Origin of the sequence: Streptomyces sp. NPDC096193, from assembly GCF_040302905.1 — a bacterium.
In the GTDB taxonomy this organism is placed as follows: domain Bacteria; phylum Actinomycetota; class Actinomycetes; order Streptomycetales; family Streptomycetaceae; genus Streptomyces.
The window spans coordinates 21,992-36,953 of the sequence record NZ_JBEOSJ010000038.1 but is presented as its reverse complement, the minus strand read 5'-3'; the positions used below and the strand labels follow the sequence as shown (position 1 = coordinate 36,953).

Here is a 14,962-nt window from a genome sequence, read left to right as displayed (position 1 = left end):
GTGCCACCCAGCACCCGCGCGACCCCGAGTGAGCCCGGCGGCACCCCGGAAACCCGGTGCGCCCGGCACCACCCCGCGCAAGCAGGGGGCTACCGGGCGCCCGTTGGGAAATGCGGGTGGCTGTCAGCCCACGGTGAGCATCCTCGCCTTGCTGGGCACGCCCCCGGTGTTCAGCGCGAACAGGAAGTATGTGCCCGGCAGCGCCACCCCCGGATCGGCCGGCACGGTCACCTCGTAGGCCCCCGCAGCAGTCTGACGGTATGTCAGCGGAACGCGGCGCTGGTCGTTGTCGGTGGAGTGCGTCGCGGCCCCCGCTCTCACCAGCGCGAACGAGGACACCTCCGCATCCGTCGTCACCACCAGCTGCGCCCCGTTCGCCGCGCGGGCCGGGACACCGCCGGTGATCACGGGCCGGGTCTTCTCGCTGCCGTCCGCGTTGAGGAGATACGGGGGTGTGAAGATCGCCCCGTCGGGATGGTTGGTGGCACACGCACCGCACAGCCCGCCGCCCCCGGTGAAGATCCGCCCGTCGGGCAGCAGGTTGGCGACACTGTGATAGTTCCGCGGCACCGCCATCGACGCCATCCGCGTGAACTTCCCTGTCGCCGGATCCCAGATCTCCGGCGTCATCGCCGAGGTCGCGTCACTGAACGGCACCGGGAACGACTGTCCGCCGAACACCGCGACCTTCCCGTCCGGCATCACCACACTGTTGCCGAAAGCACGGGCGTAGGCCATGTCCCCGGTCCGCGAACTGACCGGCGTGCCCCCCTCATTGAGGTCGACGGTGTAGGCGCGCCGGGTCGCTTTCACGTTCTCGTACGCCGTCGCACCGCCCAGGGTGAGGAGTTTGCCGATGTCGTAGGCGACCGCGTTGCCGTTCATCGCATCCGGGGAGTCCGCACGCCGGCCGGCTGCGGTGATGGTTCCGTTGCCGCTGGTGGAGATCCAGTTGATCTGCTTGCTCGGGCCCAGGTGCAGCACCCGCCCGTTGGAGGTGGCGTGCAGCCACTGATGGTTGTCGGCCCGGTAGGCGCCGCGCGGGTCGGCGGTCATCGTCGTGGTGACGGGAACGCCGCTGAGCTTGCGCCATGTGCCGGTCGCCGACGACCAGACCTCACCGCCTTTCGCGCTGCCGCCGCCGCTCCACGATCCACCGAGGACGAACGCGTCACCGGTGGACAGCAGGGTCATGGCCTGATAGCCGCGGGCGATGTTCATGTCCGACGTCGAGGTCCAGGCGTCGGTCGCCGGATCGTAGACACTCGCCCGCTCCGCGTTCGAGCCGCCCGTGACCAGCACCCGCCCGTCCCTGAGGACCGCTATGCCGGGACAGAACATGTCGTGCCCGGTGTTGTCCACCCGCCGCTGCGTCACCCGCCCTGTCGCCAAGTCCATGATCGCGGTCTGGGTGTAGCCGTTGCTGCCGCCGAAACGGTCGATCCCGTACGCCGACCACGCCAGCATCTTGTTGTTCGGCAGCACCGCCGTGGCGACCGGCACCAGCGGGAAGCCCGTCACCTTCCCCCACATCCCGTGCGCTGCGGGTGCGGCGGGAGTGCTGACACGGATTTCACTCGCCGACGCCCAGGGTCCCCGCCGGCCGGCCTCGCTCGTCGCGGTGAGGCGCACGTAGCGGGCGTTCACTGTCCGCGTGAATGTCGCCCCCTTCAGGGTGTCGTCGTCTTTCCAACTCCCGCTCGCCACCGGCGTACCGAACGCGGTGCCGTTCAGGCTGGTGGTGACCGCGTACGCGCCGATGCGGCCGTTGACGCCTATCCGCCGCGGCTCGTAGGAGAGCGCGGAGACGGGCCGGGCCGTCTTCATGTCGATGGTGATGGTGTGCGGGAACCCTGCCGTGGTCGGTGACCAGCGGCTGTGCCACAGGGTGTCCGGGTCGCCGTCCAGCACGCCTGCCGCACTGTGCGCGCCGCGTGCTGTCTCGAAGCTGCTTGCCGACGCCGTCCAGCCCTCGCGCGGCAGATCGACCACGGACGCGGCCGTCCCCGGGTCGCCGAGCAGGTTGATCTCACTGGCGCTGCTGAACGGGCCGCGGCCACCGGCCTCCGTCGTCGCGGTGAGCCGGATGAACCGGGCCCCCTTCGGTGCGAAGCTCAACGTCTTGACCGTGGCGTCGTCGGCGAGCGTGCCGGTTGCCACCGCCGCACCCCACGCGACACCGTCGGAGCTCAGGTGGATCGCGTACTCGCCGATCCGGCCGTTGACCCCGGTCGCCCGGGGCCGGTAGACGAGCGCGGACAGGACCGCGGTCTCCTTGATGTCGATGGTGATGCTGTGCGGCAGCGCCGCCGCAGTCGGTGACCACCGGCTGTGCCACATGGTGTTCGGATCGCCGTCCAGCACCTTTATAGGGCGATGATCCCCTCGCACCGTCTCGTGATCACTCGCTGTCGCCGTCCACCCGTCCCGGGGCAGCGTCGGCGCGGCCGGCTCCATCGCGGAAGCGGGCGCGGCCTGATGATGCGGCGCCGGTGGCGGTGCCGTCGGATCCGCCATCGGCAATGCCCCCGGCCCGGCGCTCGCCCGGCCCCCCAAGGACAGCAGTGGCAGCAGGGCAACGAGCGTCGCCGTCAGCGCCAGCAGGATCAGACCCCGTGATCCGAACCGGTATGGCCGGCGGAAAACAGGCAGAGCAAAGCCACGGATCATGTCGTTGTCCCCCCACGAAAAGGACGTTGCGTCCCACGGCAACGCCCATGCGGGAGTTGACCCTCGCAGCAGCCCACGGGCTTGTAAAGACTTCTGCGTCTATTGCGGACAACTGTGACCTGACAGGCGTCAAGCGGTGTACGTTGTGAGATTTCGTCCGGATCCGGCCCGGGACGGGAGCACCACGACAGTCCGTCGCCCGGGGTGCTGAAACACCACCGCGCCCTCTCCGCGGCCCAGGGACCAGCCCGCCGCCCGCCACGCTGCGCGACCTGCACCGTCCCCCTGCCGGCCCTGACGGACACCACCAACCAACGGGCCGGCTGGCCTCGCGCAGCGGCAGCCGCAGCCGCACGGCAGGCCGGCCGCGCAACTGTGTGGCGGGCCGTCAGGCGGACACGGAACGACCGGTGCGACACGTATCCGCTGAATTGTCCCGTTGTGTAATGGTGTGTGCCGCAGGCTGGCACGATCGCGCTCGCACTGGGCCTCGACGGTACGGACTCCTGGAGCTGCCCCGATGGACGGAACGATCTCACTGGTTCTGCTGCTGCTGTTCCTGTGGGGCCTCATCTCCCGACGGTCGGCACGGGTGGAGCTGACCGCGCCGGCCGTGTTCGTCCTCGTGGGACTGGTGCTGGCGACATGCCTGGGATCGATGGACCTGAACCTGTCACACGAGACGGTGAAAGCGGTGGCGGAGATCTGCCTGACCTGGATCCTGTTCACCGACGCCGCCCGGCTGTCCTTTCCGGTCCTACGCCCCGACCTCGGCCTCTACCTGAGACTTCTGCTCATCGGCCTGCCCTTGTGCATCGGGCTCGGCACGCTCCTGGCGACCGGCCTCCTCCCCGGCGTCAGCGGGTGGGCGGCGCTCTTCGTGGGCGCCGCGCTCGCCCCCACCGACGCGGCACTGGGCGCCTCGATGATGACCAACCCCGTAGTCCCCGAACGCGTCCGCCGCTTGATCAACGTCGAGAGCGGACTGAACGACGGCATTGCGACTCCCGTCGTCGTGATGGCACTGGCCGGTACTGCCGCAGCCACAGGCGAAGGACACGGAGGCGGCGCGGCGATCCAGGAACTGGCCGTCGGCCTCGCCTATGGCGCCGTACTCGGCCTGGTCGGTGGGTGGCTGATGCGTACAGCGCTGCGCAAGGGCTGGGCAGCAGAGGAGTTCGCCGGGCCGGCCGTCCTGGCCCTCGCCCTGCTGTCGTACCTTTCTGCGATCGCCATCGGCGGCAACGGCTTCGTCGCAGCGTTCGTCGCCGGACTGGCCTTCGGGACCGCGCACGGTGGCGCGCCCAAGTGGCAGCTGGAATTCACCGAGCAATCAGGAACCGTGCTCTCACTGCTGGTGTGGCTGCTGTTCGGAGCCGTCCTGGTCCCGGCCGCCTTCCCCCACATGACCTGGCAATCCGCCCTCTACGCCGTACTGAGCCTGACCGTGGTGAGGATGGTGCCCGTGGCTCTGTCCCTGCTCGGCACGCGGATGGATCGTGCCACGGTCCTGTTCATCGGCTGGTTCGGTCCCCGCGGACTGGCGACGATCATCTTCTCTCTGCTCGCACTCGAAGGTCTTGCCCCCTCCGTCTCTCAGAAGGTGCTTCCCGTCCTCGTCCTGACCGTGCTGCTCAGCGTCCTCGCCCACGGACTCAGCGCGGGACCGCTGGCGCGGCGCTACGCCGCATCCCTACCCGCCCGAGCGACAGGCCGATCGGGGCCGTCGTCTCACAGCATCCCTGTCCGGCGGCTGTCCGGCAGCGCAGACCCGCACGGGGACTCCGCCCCGCGCGGTTGAGCAGCCGGCGCCTGCGGGACGCCGCGGCGGGCGCAGGTGTTTAGTGCTCTCCTGTCTAACGGGCGTCGAATTCCCCCGGCACCTGCGGGCCAGGCGGACCGACGGGCAGCAGCTGCGGACGCTTCGCCGAACGGCCGTCGCCGCTGGACCGGCCGCGCAGGCGGCGGCCGATCCAGGGACCCAGGAAACCGGCAGCCCACCGCAGTTCGGCCGTCAGTGCCTGCACCGCGCCCGGCGCTGAGAGAGGCGGCAGCGGGTGCGACCAGGCGTCGTCACTGCCGGGCAGGCACAGGGTGTGGGCGACAGCCGCGGCGATCCGCTCATGTCCGAGAGGGCCGGCATGCAGCCGGTCCACCGTCCACAACCGCGGATCGGTGGTGACCGCGTACCCACCGGTGTCGACGACCGTGACCCCGTGCCGGGACGCCGCGGCACGCACCCGGGCGTTCAGATCGGTCAACCGGGGCGCCAGCGGACGGGCCATGGGCGCGATCTTCGACAGGTCGGGGAAGGCCAGCGTGACCACTTGGGCCCCGGACGCCGTCAGCGCGGCGAACATCGCCTCCAACTCGTCGGCCACCTCGACGGCCTCGTACCGCGGCCGCAGAATGTCGTTGACCCCGGCCACGACAGTGACCAGATCAGGGCGCAGAGCCAGAGCCGGACCCAACTGCTCGGAGCGAACCTGGCGAGCGACGCGGCCGCGAACGGCCAGGTTCGCGTACTGGAGCCTCGGGTTGGCGACGGCCAGCAGCTCCGCCAGCCGATCGGCCCAGCCACGCAGCCCGGTGACGTCGTCACCGTCACCGACGCCCTCGGTCTGACTGTCGCCGAGAGCCACATAGCGCTCGAAAACGCGGCGTTCGCGGTGCTCAGTTTCCGGCACGGGACACCTGCCGCTCCCGCAGCACCGCGGCGGTGCTCAAGCACCAGCTCCGGTGCTCTTCCTCGAAGACCAGTCCGCGCCGGCACGTCAGGTACGGGCCGACCGGCTCACCGTCACGCAGGAACGCCTCCTCGTCCACGTCGCCACGCATCCGGTTCAGCAGCTTCTCGAGCAGCTCGATTTTCGACTCGGCGGCCGCCGCGCGCGCCTCCAGCTGCTCGATCACCGGCCCGGCATCGACACGGTCGACGGCCTGAACCTTGACGAGCAGGTCGTCCCGGATGAACGAGGGCTTCGACGCAGCCACCGCAAACCGCTCCAGCTCGCCGAGCCCTGCATCAGTGACCTGGAACAGCCGCTTGTTGGGCCGCGTCTCCTGCACCACCTGCCGGCCCGTGACCAACCCGTCCTTCTCCAGCTTGGCCAGCTCCGCGTAGAGCTGCTGGGGGAGGGCATGCCAAAAGTTCGCGACACCCAGATCGAACGCCTTGGCCAGCTCGTACCCACTGAACTCACCGTCCAGCAGAGCCGCCAACACGGCATGTCTCAGAGCCATCGAACCACTCCCTCCACCCGCTCTCTCAGTTCCCGCGTCTTGCTCTAGCCCATCATACTCAAGAACCGGAATAGTCACATCCATGACTATCGGAGTCTCGGGACAGGCGGGCACGCCCCCGGCTCGATGAGAGGCCACGCCCAGACCAGCCGGACAGCGCGCAGTCCCGCCCAGCGGGAGCGGCTGCCGCCTCGGTCCGGCCCGTTGTCAGTGGTCGGCCCTACCGTTCTCGGCATGACGACGAAGACCTATCTGGAGCTCTCGCAGGACGGCGCCGGCGCGCACAAGTTCTACGAAGTGACCGTCGACGGACTGGTGGTGTCGGTCCGTTACGGACGCATCGGCGCCGCCGGACAGACACAGACCTCCAACTTCACCACAGCGGACAAAGCACGCGCCGCGGCAGCGAAGAAGATAGGCGAGAAGGTCCGCAAGGGGTACGCCCCCGCAGTCCAGGGACAGCGCGCAGCCCGCTCCGTCACCCGCCGCGCCGTCACCTCCGCACCCTCCACCGCCCGCGCGGTCGCGCCAGTCCTGTGGCGATTCCGCACCGGCTCATCCGCCTTCGGCATCCACGTCGACGACGACCACTGCTGGGTCGGCAACCAGGCCGGCGACGTCTACACCCTCAGCCACACCGGCGAGATCCAGGCCCACTTCTCCCTCCCCGAGGGAGTGAAGTGCCTGGTCGCCGACGACTTCTGGATCTACGCAGGCTGCGACGACGGCCGGGTCTACGACCTGTCCTCAAAACTGCCCTTCGCCGCCTACGACATCGCCGCAGACGTCGACATCTTCTGGCTCGACATCCATGAAGGTGTCCTCAACGTCGCCGACCGATCCGGCCGACTCACCGTCATCGACCACGAGGACGAACACCAGTGGTCCCGCACCGGCCAAGGCGAGCACGCCTGGATGGTCCGCGCCGACAGCGACGCCGTCTACTACGGCGACACCAGAGGCATCACGGCATACGCCCCCGACGGAGGCCGCGAAATCTGGCACACCGACAGCCAGGGCGCAGTGCTCTTCGGCTGGCAGGAAGACACCGCCGTCTACGCAGGCACGGCCCACAGGAAGGTCCAGCGCCTCGCGAAGGAGGACGGCCGCGTCGAGGCGGTGTACGCGTGTGACAGCACCGTGTACTCCTGCGCGACCTCGCCCGGTGGCCGCTTCGTCTTCGCCGCCGACGCCGCTTCCTCGGTGTACTGCTTCGCAGAGGACGGCACGCGTCTGTGGAAGCTCGGCACGGGCGCGGGCTCGGCGCTCTCCATGCAGTACCGGGACGAGCGGCTTTATCTGGTGACCTCGGACGGTTCCCTGGTGTGCGTGGACGCGAGCGAGGCCGCGATCACCGCCGCCCAGCAGGGCACGGTCCCCGTCGCTAGGGACGTCAAGCTCGCGGCAGCGCTGCCCACCTACGAACCGGCCACCACAGTCGCGGCCGTGACAACGGTGAGCACCGCACCGGCCGGCTCGGTCGTCGTGGAGTGCGTCCAGGAAGGCGGCCGGACCCGGGTCCATGTGCTGTCCGACGGCTATGAAGGGTCGTGGAACGTGCAGTTCCCCAGGGCCATCCGGGAGGCCGGCGCACGGTATGTGGTTGACGCCCTGCACCCGGCATCGGGCGGCTTCTACCGGGTTCGCGGCGACATCCGGCGACTGCGGTGACGAACGGGGCACCCGGTCATCGTGAGGAAGAAGCCCGCGAGGGGACGCGGACGTTCTCCGACCTCTGCGGCGAACCTGAGCCTGTCTCCCAGTGCCACGTTCATGCCGGTGACCCGTCGCAGGTTCAGCCCTTCATGAACAACCGAATACTGAGCTGGGCGCCCTGATATTCGGCACGCGCGAGGCTGGTAGGCCAGGCGGGACTGTCCAGTGCGAACGGTGCGCCGTGCACGCGCGCATGCGCCGCCGCCGAGTGGTGGCCGCTGTGTCCGCTTTCGAGTGACGTAACGGCCCGGTACCCGGTCTGCTCGGCCTCGGGGCACCGAGGATCGCAGGCGTCCGGACTCGTTCTCGATGTCGGGGCGCCAGGGCGACAGGAGATTGCCGTGCACATCCTGCTGATGGCGAGCGCCTTCAACAGCCTCACGCAGCGCGTTCACGCCGAACTGCGGGACCGGGGCCACAGTGTGGTGGTGGAGCTCGCGCTGCATGACACCTCCTTCAGAGACGCAGTCGACAGACACCACCCCGAACTCGTTGTGGCGCCCATGCTCAAGAGGGTTGTGCCCCAGGATGTCTGGGCCGCGCATACGTTTCTGATTGTGCATCCCGGCCCCGTGGGTGATCGAGGGCCGTCCTCGCTCGACTGGGCGATCCACGAGGGAGTCGACCGTTGGGGCGTCACGGTTCTGCAGGCCAACGCGGAGATGGACGGCGGTGATGTGTGGGCCACGCTTGACTGCGCGGTGCCTCAGGTGGGCAAGAGCGACCTGTACCGGAACGAGGTGTCCGACGCTGCCGCGGCTGCGGTGCTCCTCGCTGTTGAACGTTTTGCATCGGGAGCCCACACTCCACAGCCACAGATCCCGGCACGAGCGGGCGATATCGCCCGGCCGCGGCCCCGGTTCCACCAGGATCTCCGGCGTGTCATCTGGGAGTCGGACACCACGCAGACCGTTCTGCGCAAGCTGCGCGCCGGCGACTCGCATCCCGGTGTGCTGGACAGCCTCCTGGGTGACGAGTGGTTCCTGCACGGGGGCCACCCGGAGGGCGAACTGCGTGGCCATCCGGGGGAGCTGCTGGCCACCAGAGCCGGTGCGATCTGCCGCGCCACCGTCGATGGCGCCGTGTGGATCCCCGAACTGCGCCTCCGACGCAAGGCCGGAGAACCCGTCACGTTCAAACTGCCCGCCGCACAGGCTCTGGGAGACCGGCTGCCCCGCCTGCCCGAGCATTCCGCCCCGCCACATCTGGGCAGCGTCCAGCGCACCTGGTCGGACATCCGCTATCACGAGGAAGGGGGAGCTGGGTTCCTGTCGTTCTCCTTCCCCAGCGGCGCCATGAGCACAGCGCACTGCCGGAGGCTCCTCGACGCCTACCGTGCGGCCTGCTCACGGCCGACCACACTGCTAATCCTGGGCGGCGGCCGGGACTTCTTCTCCAACGGAATCCATCTGAACGTGATCGAGGCCGCCGACGACCCCGCCGCCGCCTCCTGGGAGAATATCCAGGCCATGGACGACCTGGTGGAGGCCGTACTGACGACCACCGACCGGCTGGTGGTCTCCGCCATGGGCGGCAATGCCGCCGCGGGTGGGGTCATGCTGGCGCTGGCCGCGGACGAGGTGTGGTGCAGGTCGGGTGCGGTCCTGAACCCGCACTACCGGCTCATGGGACTGTACGGCTCCGAGTACTGGACGTACTCGCTACCGCGTCGGGTGGGCGCCGCGGTTGCCGACCGGCTCATGCAGGAGGCGCTGCCGGTAAGCGCCGCCGGCGGGCTCCGGCTCGGTCTGGTGGACCGATTGGTCGCATGTGCCCCAGAGGAGTTCTCCGGTGAGGTCCGGCGTGTGGCCACCCGGCTCGCCTCGTCACCTGGCGCACGCGCCCGGATCGCGGCCAAGGAGCCGGAACGGGAGCGGCAGGAAGCGGTCAAGCCGCTGGCCGCCTACCGGGATGAGGAACTCGGCCGCATGTTCCGTACGTTTTCGGATCCTGACGCTCCGTACCACGCGCTGCGGCGCGCGTTCGTCCGCAAGGAAGCGCCCGAGCGCACACCGTCCCATCTCTGCGGATCCCGCAGTGAACCGTTCCGAGTTCGGTAGAGATCTCAGACGTTGATGACGACCTGGTGTTTCGTGGTTGCTCGGTAGTAGCTGGCTTCGTATTCGACGGGCGGCATGTGCCCTGTTTCGCTGTGAAGCCGCCGGTGGTTGTACCGTCGCCCCACTCGGCGGTGGCGAGCTCGAGGTGCGAGAGGGCCTTCCAGGGATGCTGCGGTTTGATGACCTCGGTCTTGAACGGGCCGATGGTCTTCTCCATGAGCGCGTTGTCGTACGCGTCACCGACCGAGCCGATGGAGGCCGCGATGCCTGTGGTAGCGAGGTGCTGTGACGACCAGTTGATTCCGACCTGCGACCCGGCATCGGAGTGATGTAGCTCGCCGGGCTTCGCGGGCGGCCCTCCCGGTTGCGCTGCCACAATCCCATATCCAGTGCGCCCAGAAATTTGACGGAGCGTCCTGAGTGCCGTGATCAGCTCATAGGATCCTCTCTCCCCGCTCCCAGGTAGGAGGAAAGATCCTGCAAGTACTCCGCGTGCTCAACGTGGAGTCTTTCGGCTGCGATTGCTTTGAGCGGCGAAAGATCCGCATCACCGATTTTGTCGGCAGCTTCAAGTTCCGAGAGCGCGTGCAGTTGAGTTTCCATTGAACTCCTGTCCAGCTCGCAGGATGCGGCCATGGCGAGGATCTCGGACAGCATCCTGCCGTCTTCGGAGGAGAAAGTGCTCATCCAATCCTGGATTCGGTCACTGGCAGAAGAGCGCAACTCGGCGCGAGGGCTTGTGAGCTCATGGATGAGTGCCAGAAGGTGCATACGCTCGATTCGCACGGGGCCATCTCTCAGTTGTTACGTCGTGGGACTGTCGGCGAACTGCAGCTCGATCTTCTCGTCCACGCGGACGCTGTCAGCGCTCGTCCTGTCGATGGAGTCCATGACGTGCCGCTCCGTCTCGCTGAGATCTTCACGTGGTGTCATGATGGCGGCGTCGCACGTCGGCCGTCAGCGCGTGGTGCGACTCCGCAGGTTCCGGTGGTAGTGGGACGCGACCGCGGGCTGGCCTGTGTAGTTGGGACCGGCCGCGGAGTCGGCGCCGAGATAGCTGAAAGGAAGCTCGATGTCGCGCCTGCCCCGCAGGACGAGCAGGTGTCGGCGGGAGTGGTATGTGAATCCGGCAGCCCGCAGCGCCGTCAGGACGGGGCGTGCCGCGCTGGTCCCGTCGGGATGACGTACTGACGCCGGGTCGAGATGCGCGGCGAACAGGCCGTCAGGTGTGAGCCATGAGGCCGCACGGGCGATGGTCCCGAGCTTGTCGCCGAGATAGTGAATGCCATGCACGCAGGTGATGAGGTCGTACGGACGGTCGGGCCGCCATTCGGCCAGCGAGGCGGCGATCAACTCGACCTGCCCCTGGGCGCTTTGGGGGACCAGGGGGCCGACCAGATCGATTCCGGTGAGGACAGCTCCTGGGGGCAGGCGGCCGGCTGCCGCGTTCAGGGCACGGCCTTCCCCGCTGCACAGGTCCAACCAGGACGCCTCACCGCCGCGGTCCAGCAGCCATAGCGCCGGATCGAACCCAAGTTCCCGTGTGTAGCTGTTGACTCCGGTCAGCGTTCGCTCACGGTTCATGCTGCTGTTAGCGACCACGGACGAGCGGGCCAACCGGTCGTCAGGCAGCAGGATCGTCATGGCGTCAGGCTAGACGAACGAGCTGACCGGCAGGCGGCCGGTATCAGCCACCTCACCTCGCCCTCCCACAGCAGTACGCAGCCTGCCTCTGAAACGCCCAGGAACCGGGGCTATGAGCGCCTGTTGCAGGTGATCCCCGCCGACGTCCTCAAACAGGTCTACATCCCAGACGCCGGCCGCCGAGCCGGCAGCCTGGGAGAGGTCCGCTTCACCGACATAGAGCCAGGATCAACAGCTTTGGTGGGAAGAGCTGTTCAGGGTCGCGGGGTTTTCTCGCCGTGCACGGCCTTGTATTCGGCTGCGAGCCATGGCGCCAGGTCGTTCATGAGCAGAGCGAGCACTGCCGGATCGGGCGAGGGGTCTCGGCCGGTGGCCGCGGCCACGCGCATCTGCTCAGCGCGCTCGGGGTAGTAGCGGCCGAAGAGCGCGGCGGACTCGATGAGGTCGCTCGTCCAGCCGCCGGGCATGATCAGGGTGAATCCTGTGCGGACGATGCGGCGTGCGACGACGCGGCTGAGGGCCCTTCGCTCGGCGTCGGTGGCGGCGTCCGCCGCTCGGGTGCGCCAGCGCTGCAGCGCGAGGGCCAGGTCGCCGTTCGTCTCGCGGGCGAGCAGGGCAGTGGGGCGATATCGGGGTAGTTGCTCGGCAAGGTCGGGGCCAAGCAGCGGGGTGCACAGGCAGGCGATGAAGAATCCGGCATCGTGACGTTCGAGGTCGCTGAGCAGAGTGCGCGTGCTGGTCAGCAGGATCCCGACGCCGTCGACCTGGGAGAACGTGTTGTCGAGTGCGATCTCGATCGCCGTGGCATCGGCGCGATCGACCACCATGGGCTCCTGGTGGAGTGCGAGCTGGAGGTCGAGGTCGGAGACTCCGGGGGTGGCGGTGCCGCGGGGGATGCTGCCGTAGAGGTAGGCGCTGTGCAGTCGTGTGCTGTCGAACGTCTCGGCGATCTGCGTGCGGGCTGCCTTGACGACAGGGGTGAAGGCAGCCGGCACTCGGGCCAGTGCGCCTTCGCGTGCAATCGTTCCGTCGCGCGCCAGCCCTGGTTCGTTCATGCCGGTCACTGTGCCTTGTGCTGCTCTATGCGGCCGAGCCAATTTCCGAGAGGCCGCAAGCTCCCTCATTTACGGAGGCTCGTCGTCTGCCGAGTGGAGGGTTGTACGGCTTGCCCCCCGAGGCTGCAGGGTCCAGCCACTGCCACCACAACATTGATCGGAGCCCCCTGCCCACCTACGCCACCGCACAGTTCGCCGGCCTTCGCGCTACGCAATGCGATGCACCAGCCCTACGAACAGCCCCCACAGGCGCCCGCGCCTACGCCCTGCTCGACGGCATCGGCTCTTCCCAGCATGTACGCGAACGGACCCGCGCAGCCGCCCGCCGTCTGTGGGCTTCGAGTTCGAGTCGCGTTGGATGCTGGACCAGGAGTAACCGGCTGAGGGCGGCACCCGCGATGCGGGTGCCGCCCTCACCGTTCGTGTCCGCGTCGTCGAGGCGTCAGAAAAGGTTCCCCGAATCCGTCGGGAAGTCCGGTGGCCAGGGCCCGGCGTACAGCGACTCCCGGCCGCCCATCAGCGCGTACTCCGCCTCGCGCCAGTCCGGAGGGCTGCCGACAACGAAGCTGTCACCGTCAGGGTCCAGCATCCAGGTATAGATCGCTTCCTCGGGCTCCAGCCCGTGCCGCTCCGCCAGCACCGCGAACTCCTCCGGACTGGCGCGCCGGATGTGCAGGCCGTTGCGGTAGTAGGGCTGCAGGAACATCAGCCTCACGTTGCCGACATGCACCTCGATGTGGGTCGAGGTCCCGTCGATCAGCGTTGCTTCGCTCCGCAGGAACAGCTGCCGGTGGGACGGGTTGAACCCGACCACTCGGAACAGCCTTCCGGTACGGATGAAATCGGTCATGCCCGAAGCCCTCTCTTGATCACGGCACCGGCTCCCCGTTGGGCAGCTTGAAGCGCTCGGGGTAGACCTTCTTGCCGCCCATGCGCCACTCGATCGACGTCCAGTTACGTTGGCCCAGCCTGACCGCGGTGCGCAGCTTTATCATCTCCCACGCGGTGCCGAAGCCGCTGGACCTGATCAGCTCCCAGTCGCCGCCCTTGATCGTCTCACCCCGCTCCAGGAGCTTCCTGAGCGCGTCGTCGGCGTTGGCGGCGCCGGCGACGCCGTCCAGTGAGACCGTCAGCCGCACGTTGGGGTTGGACACCGTCCTTTCGACTCCGACCGTCCAGTGGCAGGTTCGTGCCGTAGGCACCGTTGTTGAACGTCTTGGCGCCGATCGTCGTCGCCAGGTCGTCCGCGTAGGGGTTGATGCCGAGGACGACGTGGTCTCCGTCCTTCACCAGGTCCCTGAGGACCTGCCGTATGCACTCCTCGTTCGAGCTCTGGGCAGCGAACGCCCGAGCGCCGGCCGCCGGCAGCGCTCTCGAAGCGGCTGCTTCGCACGCCTCGAACACCGCCTGCATGATCTTGCTGGCGATGCCCGCGACAGCGACCTCGGACAACCGGAGGGAGCGCAGGGCCGCCCACGCGTCGATGAATCCGATTCCGGTCCTGGCGGCACCGTCCAGCGCCCGGACGGCGTCCGCGATGGGACGGATGATCTTGCCTGCGAACAGTAGGGCCACATCGACCACAGCCCAGGCGCAGCCGCCCCAACTTCCGTTCTCACCACCGGGGGTGAGTTTCTGGGCGCATCGGATCCAGCTGCCGAAGAGGATGTCGACGGGGTCGACGCCCTGCTGGTACTCCGCGATCGTGATATTGTGCGTGACCTCGTCGTACAGCGTGCCCGTCTTGTGCTCGCCCAGGTAGAGCGTGTCCGCGGAGGGGCACGAGTTCGCCCATACCTCCGTGGTGCACATGTACAGGTCGAGGTCGGCCTTGTACCCGATCTTCTGGGTCATCGTGCAGTCGCCGTCGTAGGCGAGCTGGTCCCACCAGCCGTCGCAGCCCTCGGCCTTCTTCACGACCTGCGGCTTGCCGACCTGCTCGATGTGGTTGACGACGTAGAACACGCCTCCGATGGGTCCGCCGGCCTCGTCAGGAACCGTCCCGGTCTCGCGCATCGGGGGAGGGGGTGACATGGCGGAGAAGAGCTGGCAGCTCAGGCAGGAAGATCGCCTCGTAGGGACGTTGGCCCTCGAAGAGATCGACATGTTCTGGTCGGACTGCCACTTCGAGCCTGCTCCCGCTTGGGACGACCTCCGCCCTCTCTTCTCTGTTTCGCGGGATGCATGGGTTCGCGGTGACGTAGAGGCCGCCCTGGCAGCAGACGAGGTGATTCATGCTGCGGGGCTCATTCTCGTACCCGAGGGAGGCGGCGACCCCATCACGGACTTTCTGATCAGGATCGACGGAGAGACGGCCCGCTTCCGGCACTGACTGGTCCTGGCTGGCAGGACCGACCGAGTCATGGTGGAGAGAATGTCGAGGTGGAACGCGCCGTTGATGCCGGGGTCGGCCAGGGAGTAGAAGCCGCCTTGCCGGTCGGCGTTGTCGGTGGGCGAGGGCAGACTGATCGCATGAATGCCACTCACAACAGCTCTTTCCGATGATCCCGTCTTCCGTGCAGCCACCCCCACCGTTTTGCGCCAGAGCCGCGTACGCATGCGAACTTGCACCCG

At 68.1% G+C, this 14,962-nt stretch carries 14 protein-coding genes; 4 read left to right on the top strand and 10 right to left on the bottom strand.

The features are described 5' to 3' along the window. Window positions 1-123: 123 nt before the first annotated feature. Window positions 124-2,670 (bottom strand): galactose oxidase family protein, encoded by a 2,547-nt coding sequence (locus tag ABTX78_RS33620; RefSeq protein WP_352210570.1) that lies wholly within the window; start codon window positions 2,668-2,670, stop codon window positions 124-126. Window positions 2,671-3,190: 520 nt separating this feature from the next. On the opposite strand from ABTX78_RS33620, the gene ABTX78_RS33615 reads away from it, so the two are divergent. Further along, the gene (locus ABTX78_RS33615; protein WP_352210569.1) at window positions 3,191-4,471 is read left to right on the top strand and encodes a cation:proton antiporter domain-containing protein; all 1,281 of its coding nucleotides are present in this window, start codon (window positions 3,191-3,193) and stop codon (window positions 4,469-4,471) included. Window positions 4,472-4,526: 55 nt separating this feature from the next. Here the strand turns inward: ABTX78_RS33615 and ABTX78_RS33610 are convergent, their stop codons facing one another. Further along, the gene (locus ABTX78_RS33610; protein WP_352210568.1) at window positions 4,527-5,357 is read right to left on the bottom strand and encodes an SGNH/GDSL hydrolase family protein; all 831 of its coding nucleotides are present in this window, start codon (window positions 5,355-5,357) and stop codon (window positions 4,527-4,529) included. Then, window positions 5,344-5,913, bottom strand: coding sequence for a PadR family transcriptional regulator (locus ABTX78_RS33605; protein WP_352210567.1), 570 nt, complete (start codon window positions 5,911-5,913; stop codon window positions 5,344-5,346). Before ABTX78_RS33605 ends, ABTX78_RS33610 begins: the two co-directional genes overlap by 14 nt. A 234-nt stretch (window positions 5,914-6,147) precedes the next feature. On the opposite strand from ABTX78_RS33605, the gene ABTX78_RS33600 reads away from it, so the two are divergent. Both ABTX78_RS33600 and ABTX78_RS33595 read left to right on the top strand, forming a co-directional pair. Continuing rightward, window positions 6,148-7,584 carry a WGR domain-containing protein gene (locus ABTX78_RS33600; RefSeq protein ID WP_352210566.1) on the top strand — a complete coding sequence of 479 codons (1,437 nt, stop codon included), beginning with the start codon at window positions 6,148-6,150 and terminating at the stop codon, window positions 7,582-7,584. 386 nt (window positions 7,585-7,970) lie between these two features. Continuing rightward, on the top strand, window positions 7,971-9,689 hold the full coding sequence (locus ABTX78_RS33595) for an enoyl-CoA hydratase-related protein (RefSeq protein ID WP_352210565.1): 1,719 nt from the start codon (window positions 7,971-7,973) through the stop codon (window positions 9,687-9,689). Between the two features lie 429 nt (window positions 9,690-10,118). Here the strand turns inward: ABTX78_RS33595 and ABTX78_RS33590 are convergent, their stop codons facing one another. From ABTX78_RS33590 to ABTX78_RS33555, 7 genes are all read right to left on the bottom strand, one after another. Continuing rightward, a complete protein-coding gene (locus ABTX78_RS33590) occupies window positions 10,119-10,376 on the bottom strand; it encodes a hypothetical protein (protein WP_352210564.1) in 258 nt (85 codons plus the stop codon). A gap of 117 nt (window positions 10,377-10,493) precedes the next feature. Further along, on the bottom strand, window positions 10,494-10,622 hold the full coding sequence (locus ABTX78_RS33585) for a hypothetical protein (protein WP_352210563.1): 129 nt from the start codon (window positions 10,620-10,622) through the stop codon (window positions 10,494-10,496). Between the two features lie 24 nt (window positions 10,623-10,646). Beyond that, window positions 10,647-11,333, bottom strand: coding sequence for a class I SAM-dependent methyltransferase (locus ABTX78_RS33580; RefSeq protein WP_352210562.1), 687 nt, complete (start codon window positions 11,331-11,333; stop codon window positions 10,647-10,649). Window positions 11,334-11,587: 254 nt separating this feature from the next. After that, window positions 11,588-12,388 carry a nucleotidyltransferase domain-containing protein gene (locus ABTX78_RS33570; RefSeq protein ID WP_352210561.1) on the bottom strand — a complete coding sequence of 267 codons (801 nt, stop codon included), beginning with the start codon at window positions 12,386-12,388 and terminating at the stop codon, window positions 11,588-11,590. A gap of 442 nt (window positions 12,389-12,830) precedes the next feature. Next, window positions 12,831-13,238 carry a hypothetical protein gene (locus ABTX78_RS33565; RefSeq protein WP_352210560.1) on the bottom strand — a complete coding sequence of 136 codons (408 nt, stop codon included), beginning with the start codon at window positions 13,236-13,238 and terminating at the stop codon, window positions 12,831-12,833. Window positions 13,239-13,257: 19 nt separating this feature from the next. Next, complete coding sequence (locus ABTX78_RS33560; protein WP_352210559.1) at window positions 13,258-13,527, bottom strand: polymorphic toxin type 27 domain-containing protein; 270 nt, start codon at window positions 13,525-13,527, stop codon at window positions 13,258-13,260. Then, window positions 13,445-14,404, bottom strand: a complete 960-nt coding sequence (locus ABTX78_RS33555; RefSeq protein ID WP_352210558.1) for a hypothetical protein — start codon at window positions 14,402-14,404, stop codon at window positions 13,445-13,447. The genes ABTX78_RS33560 and ABTX78_RS33555 overlap by 83 nt, the downstream gene beginning before the upstream one ends. A gap of 16 nt (window positions 14,405-14,420) precedes the next feature. On the opposite strand from ABTX78_RS33555, the gene ABTX78_RS33550 reads away from it, so the two are divergent. Further along, the gene (locus tag ABTX78_RS33550) at window positions 14,421-14,720 is read left to right on the top strand and encodes a hypothetical protein (protein ID WP_352210557.1); all 300 of its coding nucleotides are present in this window, start codon (window positions 14,421-14,423) and stop codon (window positions 14,718-14,720) included. Window positions 14,721-14,962: the final 242 nt, after the last annotated feature.